The sequence below is a fragment of the Caulobacter sp. FV1ye6ST genome (assembly GCF_058681225.1).
The window spans coordinates 2,469,257-2,482,432 of record NZ_CM178733.1 but is presented as its reverse complement, the minus strand read 5'-3'; the positions used below and the strand labels follow the sequence as shown (position 1 = coordinate 2,482,432).

The following is a 13,176-nucleotide window of genomic DNA, read 5'->3' as shown; positions in this document are numbered from 1 at the left end:
CCACAACGAACCTGGGCGTCCCGATCCCGAGGCGCTCCTGGCCGCCGCCAATCGTGCGCGCCGGGGGCGCCTCAAGGTGCTTCTGGGCATGGCCCCGGGGGTGGGCAAGACCTACGAGATGCTGCGCGCCGCCCGCCGCCGCAAGGCCGAGGGCGTCGACGTCCTGATCGGCGTCGTCGAGACCCACGGCCGCCGCGAGACCGAAAGCCTGCTGCGCGGCATGGAGCTCCTGCCGCGCAAGTCGATCGAGCATCGCGGCAATGTGCTGATGGAGTTCGACCTCGACGAAGCCTTGGCGCGCAAGCCCAAGGTGCTGCTGGTCGACGAATACGCCCACTCCAACGCGCCCGGCTCGCGCCATCCCAAGCGCTGGCAGGATGTCGAGGAACTGCTGGCCGCCGGCGTGGACGTCTGGACCACCCTGAACGTCCAGCACCTGGAAAGTCTGGTCGAGGTGATCCTGCGCATCACGGGCGTGCGCCAGCGCGAGACGGTCCCCGACAGCGCCCTGTCCCGGGCCGACTCCATCGAGCTGGTGGACATCACGCCCGAAGAGCTGCGCGAGCGGATGGCGGCGGGCAAGGTCTATGTTCCCGAGACCGCGCGTCTGGCGGCGGACAACTTCTTCAAGGTCGAGAACCTCACCGCCCTGCGCGAACTGGCCCTGCGCCGCGCGGCCCAGACCGTCGACGACCAACTGGTCGCCGCCATGCGCGAGAAGGGCGTCGAGGGCCCATGGGCGGCGGGCGAGCGGATCCTGGTCCTGGTCAGCGGCGACGCCATGGCTGGCTCTCTGGTCCGCGCCGGGCGGCGGCTGTCGGACATGATGATGGACGCGCCCTGGATCGTCGCCCACGTCGAGCGCGCCGATCGTCCGGCGGCGGGCGAGGGCAGCGCGGCCCGACTCAGCGAAGCCTATCGTCTGGCGGAACAGTTGGGCGGGACGACCGTCGCGCTGACGGGCGGCGATATCGTCGCGACCGTCATGGCCTATGCCCGGCGCAGCAATGTCACCCAGATCGTCATCGGCAAATCGGTCGAGAGCCGGTGGCGCGAGCTTCTGGGTCGGTCGCTCGCGGTGGCCCTGCTGCGCGAGGCGCGGGGCGTCGCCGTCCACGTGGTCACCGAAGCCAGCCATGAGCGGCAGTCGAAACCCACAAAGCCTTTCGGCCTGGGCGCCTGGCGGGGCTATGCCGTCGGCGCGTTGTTCGTTGTCGCCGCCACGCTCGGCGCCTGGGGGCTGGACGTCGTCTTCGACCACGTCGATCTGGGGATGATCTTTCTGGCCGCTGTCCTGGCCGCCGGCGTGCTGCACGGGCTGAGGCCGGCGTTGGTCGCCGCGACCGTGGCCTTCTTCATCTACAACTACCTGTTCCTGGAGCCGCGCTACAGCCTGGCGATCGGCTCGCCGACGGACTTCATCACCCTGGTGGTGTTCTGGGCCGTGGCCCTGGCGTCGGGTGGCCTGGCGGGGCGGGTTCGCGATCAGGCCGTGGGCTCGCAGCGCCGCGCCGCCGCCGTCGCCACCCTGCTGGCCGCGAGCCGGACGCTGTCAGCGGCCACGGGCAGGGACGCCGTCGCCCACGCCCTGGCCGAGCAGGTCGCCGCCGCGGCGGGTGGGCGCTCGATGGTGCTGTTGCCGCGTGACGCGGAGATCGTCCCGACCGCCGGCGCGCCCGGCCTGGAGCCGCTCGACGCGGCCCAGATGGCCGCCGCGCGCTGGGCCTGGGAAAAGGGCGAGGCGGCGGGCTTCGGGACCGGCACGCTGCCGCAAGCCCGCTGGACCTTCTGGCCGCTGCAGGGCGTGCGCGCCCGCACCGGCGTGGCCGGCGTGGAAGCCGGCGCCGCCCCGCCGGGCTCGGACCTGGAGCGCCTGGTCCTGGCGCTGCTGGAACAGGGCGCCGTGGCGCTGGAGCGCTCGCAACTGGCGTCCGAGGCGCTCGAGACCGAGACCCTGCGCCGGGCCGACCGCTTCCGTTCGGCGCTGATGAACTCGGTCAGCCATGACCTCCGCACGCCGCTGTCGACCGTGCTGGGGGCTTCCAGCACCCTGCTCGACTACGGCGACAAGATGAAGAAGGCCGTGCGCGATGACCTGCTGATCAGCATCCGCGAGGAAGCCGAGCGCCTCAGCCGCTACGTCGCCAATCTGCTGGACATGACCCGCCTGGAGGGCGGCGGGCTGAAGCTTCGCACCGACTGGGTCGACGTGCGCGATGTGCTCAACGCCGCCGCCGAGCGGGTGACGCGCCGCCTGGGCGGACGCGGCCTGGTTCGAGACTATCCTGGGTCTCTGACTCTGGTCCAGGCGGACGCGAGCCTGTTGGAACAAGTCATTGTCAACATCCTGGAAAACGCCATCACCTACAGTGAACCGAGCAGCCGGATCGAACTCGCTGCTTACGAGGATCGCGGCAATGTCGTGATCAGCGTCGAGGACGAGGGCAGGGGCGTACCGCCCGCCGAGCTGGAGCGGATCTTCGACAAGTTCCACCGCATGGAGGAGCCCAGCGATCGTCATCAGGGCGCTGGCCTGGGCCTGGCCATCGCCAAGGGCTTCGTCGACGCCATGGGCGGCCGGATCGCCGCCGCCAGCCCGATCCGCGACGGGCGCGGCACGCGGGTGCTGATCAGCCTGCCCAAGGCCGTCGCCACGCCGCGCGATCTGCTATGAGCCGCTGATGAACACAGGACGCCAACGCATCCTCGTCATCGACGACGAGCCGCAGATCCACCGTTTCCTGGGCCCGGCTCTGGACGCGGCCGGCTACGAGCCGCTCCGCGCCGACGGCGGTCAGGAGGGCCTGCGCGCCATCGCCCTGTGGTCGCCCGACGCCGTGGTGCTGGATCTCGGCTTGCCCGACATGGACGGCAAGGATGTGCTGGAAAAGGCCCGGGCCTTTTACGATGGTCCGATCCTGATCCTGTCGGCCCGCGACCGCGAGATCGAGAAGATCGAGGCCCTGGACCGAGGCGCCAATGACTATGTCGAAAAGCCTTTCGGGGTCGGCGAACTTCTGGCCCGTCTGCGCGCCGCCATGCGCCAGGCCGGGCGGGCCCAGGCCCCCAGCGGGCCGATCCGCGCCGGCGAGGTCGAGATCGATCTGGAGAAGCGTCGCGTCACCCGCGCCGGAGAGGCCGTGAAGCTGTCGCCGCGCGAATACGATGTGCTGGTCCGTCTGGCTCTCGGACACGGCAAGGTGCTGACCCACAAGGAGCTGCTGACCGCCGTCTGGGGACCCGCGCACGCGCGGGACACCCAATATCTGCGCGTCTTCGTCGGCCAACTTCGCCAGAAGCTGGAGGCGGACCCGGCGTCGCCGAAGCTTCTGCAGACCGAGCCTGGCGTCGGCTACCGTTTCGTCGACGACGGGGCTTGATCAGCGCCCACCGATCTCGATGCGGCGCACGCGTATGGCTGGCTGGCTGCCAATCTTCATCATGTAGCTGCCCATGGCGGCCTTTCTGACCTCGATGGTGTCGCCGGCCTTGGGCGGCTTGCCGAGCATGGTGTCATCGATCTGACGCCACACCGCGCCGTCCTCCAGCGTGACCACTAGCCGTTGCTCGGCGTCGACGCGGGCGCTCTTCACCACGGACTGCATCTTCTCGGTCTCGGCCTTGTCGGCGCCCTTGTCGAGGATCGACAGTGTCGGCAACTCCAGGCCGAACGCCTGGCGGCGCGCGGCGCGGGCCGTCTGCTTGTCGATGATGATGACCTCGCCCGTTTCCTGGGCCTTGGTCACCGACTGGGCGGCCTTGTCGTAGCAAGCCAGCCGCTCGGCGTCGGCCGTGAGGGCGCGGCAAGCCTTCAACGCGGCGATCACCGCTGGCTCGGCGGGCTCGGCGGCCCCAGCGAGTTCAGGGGCGGCGATGAGGGCGATCGCGGCGGCGAGCAGCAGCTTGGTCATCTAGAACTCCTTGCGCGGCGAAGTCTTAAACGGCGACGGGGGCGTCGCCCAGTAGCCATCCGGTCAGCGAAAGCCTTTTGGCCGCGGCATAGGAGGCGACCTGGGCCACCGAATGGGCGGTGGGCACCTTGAACAAGGTCAGCACGTTGAACGCCGGCTGGAAGCCTCGCGTGACGTTGCCCTCGGCGTCATGGAACAGGAGTTGCCCGCCCCAGTCGGCGCGCCAGTTTCGGGTGAAGCCCAGGGTGAACGCGGCCAGGCGCGTGTCCTTGCGGTGGCTGTCGTCATGCAGGGTGAGGAAGTCGCCGGGGCGGTAGTAGGAGGCCTGGACCCGAACGCCCGCCACGGCGGGCGCGCCGATTGCTCGCCGGCCGAACTCGAGAAAGTCCTCGCTCTGCAGGAACTGCGTCGCCCGGTGGATGCGCGCTTCATCGCCGCGCTGATATTCGTCTTGCAGGGCATAGGACATGTGCACGAACGAAAAGCCGGTCGCCGCGCGCTTCAGCGCGCCTTGCAGGAACTGCCGGACCTGCGCCTCGCCGAACTTCTTGATCACCTCGGGCGTGATGACCAGCGTTTCGGACGTCTCGTCGGGCGCCACGATGTTCCAGGTCAGGCCCTCCATCGCTCCGGCGACTTCCTCTGCGTCGGCCGGGGCCAGGAAGACGGGAATCTGCACGAATCCGTCCCGCGCGAACCTTGTCGCGAACGTCTCTGTCGGCAGGTCGCCATTGATTCTGAGGGGCGGGTGCGCGGGCATGCGGGACTCGTCGGTGAGGGATCGTGAGCATGGATTTGCTCGTATTTTATTCAAGCGGTGCTTTTCGTTCCCGTGCAACTGTCCCTGTGGCTTAAATCGCCATTACCTGAGGCGACTTGTCGCAGGCGTGAGCGCATTTCAAGTCGAAAAACGAATATTGTCGCAATTTGAACGCCTGAAAGGCGAGAAACGCAGCATAACGCGACGTCGATCCGAGTTCATGGAAGAACTTTTTCCTTGCGGCGAGTGGGGGCTGAACTAGAGCGGCGACGTCATTGGATTGCGACGGAAACGCCAAGTATCGAGCGATTACTTCGTATATCGTGTACGGCATTGCCTATATGCAATGAAGGCGTCGTCGCCATCCTCTTGAAATTACACATTCTTGGCCGGATCGTGGCCAGGGCTTGTGTCAGGTGCGTCACATTTGGGTAACACGTGGAAATTTCCTGGGCAGTCGCGCCACCATCCTGATTGACCAAAGGTCTTCGAATTCCACTCTTGCGCAAAACCCGGTTCCAGGGGGGACAGGGGGAGCGCCGTATGCTCGTCCGCAGGGCTCGGCGTATAGTTTTGGAGGTGGAATTTGTTTAGTGTGACCACTCGTAGAAAGCGCCTGCTGGCGTCTTCGATCCTTTGCGGTTTCATGCTGCCGGCCGCTGGCGCCTGGGCGCAGCAAGCCGCCGCGCCGAGCGACTCCGCTCAGGTCGAAGAGATCGTCGTCACCGGTTCGCGCATCGCGCGTCCGGACCTGACGTCCTCGAGCCCCGTCGCCGTGGTCGGCGATAAGGAGCTCAAGCAGTCGGGTGTGGTGAACACCGAAAACCTGCTGAACACCCTGCCGCAGGCGGTTCCGGGCATCACCTCGACCGTCAACAACGGCAGCAACGGTACGGCCACGGTCAACCTGCGCGGCCTCGGCTCGAACCGGACCCTGGTGCTGGTCGATGGCAAGCGCCAGACCCCGACCACCCAGGGCGGCAGCGTCGACCTGAACCTGATCCCGCCCGCCCTTATCAAGCGCATCGACGTCGTGTCGGGCGGCGGCTCGGCCGTTTACGGCTCGGACGCTGTCGCTGGCGTCGTGAACTTCATCCTGAAGCAAGACTTCGAGGGCATGGAATTCACGGCCGGCTACTCGCAAGCCCGTGACGGTCAAGCTCCGGTCTACTCGTCTGACCTTACCATCGGCGCCAACTTCGCCGATCGTAAGGGCAACGTCGTCCTCAGCCTGGGCTACAACAAGCGTGAAGCCCTGACCCAAGGCGAGCGCGGCGGCATGCTGAGCACGGCCTGGGGCGACAACGCCACCAAGACCGGCTTCGTGCCGTCGGGCTCGGGTTCGAACGAACCGGGCCAGGTCGGCGCCTTCGTCGCCGGCAAGTTCATCACCCTGCCGGGCGTGGCCAACAACGCCGCGAACGCCGCGCTGTTCCTGACGGACGGCAACGTCCGCCTCTACAATTCGGCCAACGACACCTACAACTTCGCGCCGGTCAACTACGTCCAGACGCCGCAAGAGCGCTTCTCGGTCACGTCGATGGCCAACTACGAAATCAAGCCGGGCCTGAAAGTTTACGCCAAGGGTAACTTCGTCAACAGCCAGGTCGTGACCCAGCTGGCCCCGACCCCGGTCGGCAGCCGTACCTTCCGCTTCTCGCTGGACAACAACCCGTTCCTGACGCCGGCCGCCAAGGCCGCGCTGAACAGCCTGGGTTCGTCGACCGCCTACACCATCCCGGCCTCGAGCTCGTGGACGGCCGGCACGTTCACCGACGTCGATGCCAACAACAACGGCATCTACGACACCGTCACCGGCGTGTTCAACCGCCGCCTGACCGAAGTCGGCCCGCGGATTTCGAAGTTCAACTTCTTCGGCTACCAGATGCAGCTGGGCCTGAAGGGCGACATCGAGGCCATCAACGGCGGCTTCGATCTGTATTATCAATACGGCAACACCCATGGCAGCAACTCGCTGATCGGCGACACCAGCCTGTCGCGCATCCAGCAGGCCCTGCTGCTGAACGCGGCTGGCACCGGCTGTCTGGATCCGTCGGGCGGCTGCGTGCCGATCAACCTGTTCGGTCAAGGCAACATCTCGGCCGCCGCCGCGAACTTCATCAAGACCCGCATCAACTCGTCGCAAGACTATGAGCAGCAGTACGGCGGCTTCAGCATCAACGGCGACACGGCGAACATGTTCTCGCTGCCGGCCGGCCCGATCGGCTTCGCCATCGGCGCCGAGTACCGCGCTGAAGAATTCGCCTTCCTGCCCAGCCAGGATCTGGCTACCGGCAACCTGACGGGCTTCAACGCCAGCCCGCCGGTTTCGGGTCGTTTCGACGTCTACGAAGGCTACGCCGAACTGCTGGTTCCGCTGTTGAAGGACCTGCCGCTCATCAAGTCCCTGGACCTGGAGTTGGCTGGCCGTACGTCGGACTACACCGGCCAACCGCACCCGGTTAAGACCTACAAGGTCGCCGGTTCGTGGAAGGTGTTCGACGACCTGATGCTGCGCGCTTCGTACAACAAGGCGATCCGCGCTCCGTCGATCGGCGACCTGTACGCGCCGCAAAGCAACGGCTTCCCGACCGCCACCGACCCCTGCTCGGCGCGCGCCGCTCCGACGGCCGCCATCCGTCAGGCCTGCATCAACTCGGGCGTCGCGGCCAGCGTCGTCGGCCTGATCAACGCCAACCAGCAGACCCAGACCCTGTCGGGCGGCAACCCGAACCTGCGTCCTGAATCGGGCAAGACCTTCACGGCCGGCTTCGCCTATACGCCGTCGTGGCTGCCGGGCTTCTCGATGACCGCCGACTACTTCGACATCAAGATCGACGACGCGATCGCCTCCTTCGGCGGCAGCGCTTCGAACGTCATGAACGTCTGCTATGGCGCGCTGGTCAACGGCAACCCGAACTCACCGTACTGCAAGGCCATCAACCGCCTCGCCAACGGCTCGATCGACTACATCTCGCTGACCGCGCAAAACGTGGCCACGATCACGACGGCGGGTCTGGACATCGGCGTCGCCTACCGCACGACCCTGGAAAACCTGGGTCTGCCGGATTGGGGTTCGCTGGCTTTCCGCTCGCTGTACACCAACACCTGGGACTCGACCACGACGCCGGATGAGATATCGTCGCCGGTGAAGTGCGCCGACAAGTTCGGTACGCGGTGCGGCAACCCGACCCCGCGCCACAAGCTGCGTTCGACGATGAACTGGACCATGAACCAGTTCGGCGTGAACGTGGTCTGGAGCCACCTGGACGACGTCAATGACGACGCCGCCACGGTTTACACCGTCGAGCGTATCGGCGCGAAGAACTACTGGGATCTGTCGGGCGACTGGAGCATCAACGACCACGTCGCCTTCACGGCTGGCGTGCGCAACCTGACGCAAGAGAAGTACCCGATCCTGGGCGGCAACGCCTCGCCGTCGAACAGCGGTTACCCCGCCACGTACGACGTCCTGGGCCGGACGTTCTTCATCAACGCCCGCCTGCGCTACTAAGAGATCTGAACCTCCTCGGCGCCTCGGCGTCGGGGAGGGGATCTCGGCAAAAGGCCCGCCCCGATCACTCGGGGCGGGCCTTTTTCTGTTCAATGTCGTGGTGAAACGCTCAGCGCGGCGTGACGTCGAAGGCCATGGTCAGGCGATGACCAGGATCGGAGAATGGCCGCGTCCCGTGCCAGAAGCATGACGGGAACAGCACCAACACGCCGCGCTCGGGCTTGACCATGTGCTCGGCGGGCAGGGCGGGAGACGTCCGACAGCCTGGCAGGCCGAACTGCAGCCAGCCCTCGCGGGTCTCGCCGTCATCGACGACGGCCGGCAGGTCCAGATAGAAGGCCGAGGAAATCCAGCCCTTCGGGTGGACATGGTCGGCGTGAAAACCGTCTGAGCGCAGGCGCACCGACCAGCCGCCGGCGAAGTCGAAGGCCGCCGAGCGACGCGCGCGTATCGGATCGTCACCGGGGCCGAGATCCTCGATATAGCGCGCCACCGCCTTGCGGGCCGAAACGAAGAAGGCGCGCACCAGCGGCTCCTCCGAACGGTCCAGGGAGGGAACCTGAGTGCCGCCGCGCAGCGACTGTTGCAGCGGGTGGGTCTTGAGGTCGTGCAGCTCCAGCAGTCGCGCGCGCAGCGCCTCGAGGAACGTCTCCAGGTCAGGCCAGCCGTCAGGCGTCTCCAGGCGATAGGCGCGGACGAGCCGATCGTAGTCGCTAAACGGCGCCAGGCGCGGGTCCTGGGTCAACCGCCAGGCGGTGTTGCGCAGGGCTAGGGCGTACTGGTCTCGCGGCGTGGCCGCCACCAGTTGTTCGGCCGTCTGGGCGGCCGCCTGGGCCTGGCCGTCCGCCAGAAGGGCCTCGCAGAGCACGGCGTGGACCTCGGTCGCGGCGGGCGCCAGGCGCTGGGCCGCGCGGGCATGGGCCAGCATCCGAGCGGCGTCGCCAACCGCGCCGGCCGCGCGCGCCACGGCCAACCGCAGCAGTACATCGTTTGGCGAGGCCCCAACGGCGGCTTCCAGCGTCGCGTCAGCCCCGGCTTGATCACCCGCGAACGTCAGCACGGTGCTCTTGATCAGCCACAGGCCCGCATCGGCGGGATGCTGGCGCAGCGCGGCTCCCAGCACGGTCAGGGCCTCGTCCTGCCGTCCCGAGCGCATCCAGCGCAGTTGAGCCAGGTCCAGATGCGCGGCCGCGTAGCTGGGCCGCCGGGCGAGGGCGGTCAGGAAGGCCTTTTCGGCCTCGTCGTAGCGACGCAGGCCCTGCAGGGCCTTGCCTAGCACCAGCCAGACCTCCGGGGCATCCAGGCCCAAGGCTAGGGTGCGGCGCGCGGCGGCTTCGGCTTCGGCGTCGATCTTCAGGTCGCCCAGCGTGGCGGCCAGATTGTACCAGGCGAAGCGGTCTGACGGCGCCCGCGTCACCGCGCGCCGGTTGAACGCCACCGCGTCCTCGGCGCGGTCCAGGGCCTTCAGCGCCGCGGCGTGCGCCATCAGCAGGCCCGGCGTGGCGTTGCTGGCCTGGGCCGCCGATCGCGTCAGGCTCAGCGCCTCCGCCGCCTGGCCGCGATCGATAAGGGTCCAGGCATTGTGCGTGAGCGAGTCGGTCATGGATCGTGGCGGATTGCGAAGGATCCGATCCTAGAAAGAGGCCGGGCGCATTCAAAGGACTATCGCGGGGAACCGACCTTCGACTTCGGAAGCGCGGTGATGGGCTCCGCGATCCAGCCGCGTCGTCGCCGCATGGCGGCCGGCCTTTGTTGAGAATGTGGTGGTCGTATTCGCGGACGCATGGGAGTCTCTGGTCCGTCCGACAGGGAGCCAAGGCGCCGCATGCTGACCCGATCCACCTTTACGCTACTCGGCCTGTTGGTCACGTCCTCGGCCCTGGCCCAGAGCAAGCCGGAGGACACCGAGGTCTGGAAGCCCGTTCCGCCGGCTGTCTCTCCCGCGGCGACGCCCGGCGGCGCGCCCTCCGACGCGATCGTGCTGTTCGACGGCCGTGACCTCGGCCAATGGGTCGCCACGCAGGACAAGTCGCCGGCCGCCTGGACAGTCGCGGATGGCCTGATGACCGTCGACAAGTCGAAGGGCAATATCGAGACCCGGCGGGCGTTTCGCGACTACCAGCTGCATCTCGAATGGCGCATCCCGGCCGGGATCACGGGCTCTGGCCAGGCGCGCGGCAATAGCGGCGTCTTCCTGGCGTCCACCGGCGACGGCGACAAGGGCTACGAGGTGCAGATCCTCGACAGCTTCGAGAACCCGACCTACGTCAACGGCCAGGCGGCCAGCGTCTACAAGCAGTATCCGCCCCTGGTGAACGCCAGTCGCGAGCCGGGCGCGTGGCAGATCTATGACATCGTCTGGCGCGCGCCGGTCTTCGACACGAACGGCGCGCTCGTTTCACCCGCCGTGGTCACCGTGATCCACAATGGCGTTCTGGTCCAGGACAACGCGGTGCTGGCTGGCGAGACGGTCTATATCGGCAAGCCGAGCTACAACGCTCACGGGGCCGCGCCGATCAAGCTGCAGGCGCATGGCGATCCCAGCGCGCCGATCAGCTTCCGAAACATCTGGGTTCGCGAGCTGTCGCCGCGCCCCTAGGCGGGCGGCGGGGCGGCGCTCGACCTCACCACTAGCCGGTGAGGCAGGGTGACGTTCTGCAGCGCGGTGGCGCGACCGCTCAGGATGTCCATCAGCAGGCGCACCACTTCGTGGCCGATCTGCTCCTTGGGCTGACTGACCGTGGTCAGCTGCGGGTGCAGATACTGGGCGAAGCGGATGTCGTCGAAGCCGACCAGCGACACGTCCTCGGGACAGCGCAGGCCGCGTTGCCGGATCGCCTCCAGCGCGCCCATGGCCATCTCGTCGCTGAAGCAGAAGATCGCCGTCGGTCGGCCGGGTTCGTCCAGGAGCTCGCCGGTCTGGCGCACGCCGGACTCGATCGAGAAGTCGCCGATGGCGATGCGCAGGGCGCTGGCGCGGCCGTGGCGGTGGGCCGCCGACAGCACGCCGGCCAGGCGATCGCTGCTGATCGGGCTGGCCAGCGGGCCGGTCACCACGCCGATGCGTGTGTGGCCCAGGCTGTAGAGGTAGTCGACGACCTCGGCCGCGGCGCGCTCGTTGTCGATATGGGCGCTGGAGACGGCCAGGCCCGGCCTGAACTCGCAGCCGTTGACGATCGGCGTCTTCGGACCCTTGGCGGCTACCATGTCCGCCAGGACGTCAGGCAGGCGATGACCCAGGAAGATCAGCCCGTCGGCCTCCTTGCGGCGGAACATGGCCGCGTACTGCTCCTCGCGCGCTTCCTCGTGGCGCGTGTCGCCCAGCAGCACGGAGTAGCCGGCGGCGAGGGCGGCTTCCTCGACGCCCCGAATGACATGGGAGAAGAACGGGTTGGAAATGTCCGGCACCGTGACGAGGATCTTCTCGGTCCGCAGGGTGCGCAGGCTCTTGGCGGCGAAGTTCGGCTCGTAGCCGAGACGGTTGACCGCCTCCATCACCTTGTCGCGCGTGGTCTCCAGCACGAGCTCCGGCGCGCTGAACACCCGAGAAACCGTCGCCGTGGAGACGCCCGCGTCGCGCGCAACATCTTGAATGGTCGCCATCGGCGGGACACTGGCGACTAGCCGACAGCTTGGCAAGTAGACCGACCCCTGTTATCGATGATTTCGATTACATCGGAGCGGAGGGCGTCCAAAAGGGCGAACCAGCCGCCCAAGCTGGTCGGGAGGGCCAGATCCATGAACACGAGCTTCCGGCTCTTCGTGATGATGGTGCTGCAGCTTGCGATCTGGGGCGCCTGGGCGCCGAAGATCTTTCCCTACATGGGCATGCTGGGCTTCGAGCCCTGGCAGCAGTCGATGGTCGGCAGCGCCTGGGGCGTGGCCGCCCTGGTTGGCATCTTCTTCTCCAACCAATTCGCCGACCGCAATTTCGCGGCCGAACGGTTCCTGGCCGCCAGCCATCTGATCGGCGGCCTGGCCCTGGTGGGGACGGCGTTCGCCACCAGTTTCTGGCCATTCTTCGGCTGTTACCTGATCTTCAGCCTGGTCTATGTGCCGACCCTGTCGGTGACTAACTCCATCGCCTTCGCCAACCTGAAGGACCCAGCCGCCGGCTTTGGCCCGGTGCGAATGGGCGGGACGGTCGGCTGGGTGCTGGTCAGCTGGCCCTTCGTGTTCCTGCTGGGCGCCCACGCGTCGGTCGAGCAGGTGCGCTGGATCTTCCTGGTCGCGGCGATCGTCTCGTTCGCCTTCGCCGGCTATGCCCTGACCCTGCCGCATACTCCGGCCCGCAAGGATGCGCCGGGTATCGACAATCTGGCCTGGCGACGGGCCTTCAAGCTGCTGGCGGCGCCGTTCGTGCTGGTGCTGTTCCTGGTCACCTTCATCGACAGCGTCATCCATAACGGCTACTTCGTGATGGCCGACGCCTTCCTGACCAACAGGGTCGGGATCGCCGGCAACCTCAGCATGGTGGTCCTGAGCCTCGGCCAAGTGGCCGAGATCCTGACCATGTTCGTGCTGGGCCGGGTGCTGGTGCGCCTGGGCTGGAAGGTGACGATGATCGTCGGCGTGCTGGGCCACGCCGCCCGCTTCGCGGTGTTCGCCTTCTTCGCCGACAGCATCCCGGTCATCGTGGCCGTGCAATTGCTGCACGGGATCTGCTACGCGTTCTTCTTCGCCACCGTGTACATCTTCGTCGACGCGGTGTTCCCCAAGGACGTCCGCTCCAGCGCCCAGGGGCTGTTCAACCTGCTGATCCTGGGCGTTGGCAATGTGGTCGCCAGCTTCCTGTTCCCGACGCTGGTCAGCCGTCTGAGCACGGGCGGAGCCGTCGACTACACCACCCTGTTCATGGTCCCGACCGGCATGGCCCTGGCGGCCGTCTGCCTGCTGGCCCTGTTCTTCCGCCCGCCGTCGCGCGGTCCAGTCGCGGAGGCCGACGAGGTTCCCGCCGCGGCCAGCCCGGCCCAAGTCTAGCCTTTCTCCAA

9 protein-coding genes are annotated in these 13,176 nt (G+C 67.3%); 5 read left to right on the top strand and 4 right to left on the bottom strand.

The window, feature by feature from the left end:
- Positions 1 to 88 precede the first annotated feature (88 nt).
- Together ACW175_RS12155 and ACW175_RS12150 are read left to right on the top strand one after the other, a co-directional pair.
- The gene (locus tag ACW175_RS12155; RefSeq protein WP_492104952.1) at positions 89 to 2,674 is read left to right on the top strand and encodes an ATP-binding protein; all 2,586 of its coding nucleotides are present in this window, start codon (positions 89 to 91) and stop codon (positions 2,672 to 2,674) included.
- Positions 2,675 to 2,681: 7 nt separating this feature from the next.
- On the top strand, positions 2,682 to 3,380 hold the full coding sequence (locus ACW175_RS12150) for a winged helix-turn-helix domain-containing protein (protein ID WP_492104709.1): 699 nt from the start codon (positions 2,682 to 2,684) through the stop codon (positions 3,378 to 3,380).
- On the opposite strand, the gene ACW175_RS12145 is transcribed toward ACW175_RS12150, so the two are convergent.
- Together ACW175_RS12145 and ACW175_RS12140 are read right to left on the bottom strand one after the other, a co-directional pair.
- Positions 3,381 to 3,911, bottom strand: a complete 531-nt coding sequence (locus ACW175_RS12145; protein ID WP_492104708.1) for a hypothetical protein — start codon at positions 3,909 to 3,911, stop codon at positions 3,381 to 3,383.
- Positions 3,912 to 3,936: 25 nt separating this feature from the next.
- On the bottom strand, positions 3,937 to 4,671 hold the full coding sequence (locus tag ACW175_RS12140) for a 2OG-Fe(II) oxygenase family protein (protein ID WP_492104707.1): 735 nt from the start codon (positions 4,669 to 4,671) through the stop codon (positions 3,937 to 3,939).
- 646 nt (positions 4,672 to 5,317) lie between these two features.
- On the opposite strand from ACW175_RS12140, the gene ACW175_RS12135 reads away from it, so the two are divergent.
- Positions 5,318 to 8,185 (top strand): TonB-dependent receptor domain-containing protein, encoded by a 2,868-nt coding sequence (locus tag ACW175_RS12135; RefSeq protein ID WP_492104951.1) that lies wholly within the window; start codon positions 5,318 to 5,320, stop codon positions 8,183 to 8,185.
- A gap of 109 nt (positions 8,186 to 8,294) precedes the next feature.
- On the opposite strand, the gene ACW175_RS12130 is transcribed toward ACW175_RS12135, so the two are convergent.
- Positions 8,295 to 9,788 carry a putative 2OG-Fe(II) oxygenase gene (locus ACW175_RS12130; RefSeq protein WP_492104706.1) on the bottom strand — a complete coding sequence of 498 codons (1,494 nt, stop codon included), beginning with the start codon at positions 9,786 to 9,788 and terminating at the stop codon, positions 8,295 to 8,297.
- A 222-nt stretch (positions 9,789 to 10,010) separates the two neighbouring features.
- Here ACW175_RS12130 and ACW175_RS12125 point away from each other — a divergent pair, with 222 nt between their 5' ends.
- Complete coding sequence (locus ACW175_RS12125; RefSeq protein ID WP_492104705.1) at positions 10,011 to 10,784, top strand: 3-keto-disaccharide hydrolase; 774 nt, start codon at positions 10,011 to 10,013, stop codon at positions 10,782 to 10,784.
- Here ACW175_RS12125 and ACW175_RS12120 read toward each other — a convergent pair.
- Complete coding sequence (locus ACW175_RS12120) at positions 10,781 to 11,788, bottom strand: LacI family DNA-binding transcriptional regulator (protein WP_492104704.1); 1,008 nt, start codon at positions 11,786 to 11,788, stop codon at positions 10,781 to 10,783. The genes ACW175_RS12125 and ACW175_RS12120 overlap by 4 nt on opposite strands.
- 135 nt (positions 11,789 to 11,923) lie before the next feature.
- On the opposite strand from ACW175_RS12120, the gene ACW175_RS12115 reads away from it, so the two are divergent.
- A complete protein-coding gene (locus tag ACW175_RS12115) occupies positions 11,924 to 13,165 on the top strand; it encodes an MFS transporter (RefSeq protein WP_492104703.1) in 1,242 nt (413 codons plus the stop codon).
- The last annotated feature ends 11 nt before the right edge of the window (positions 13,166 to 13,176 follow it).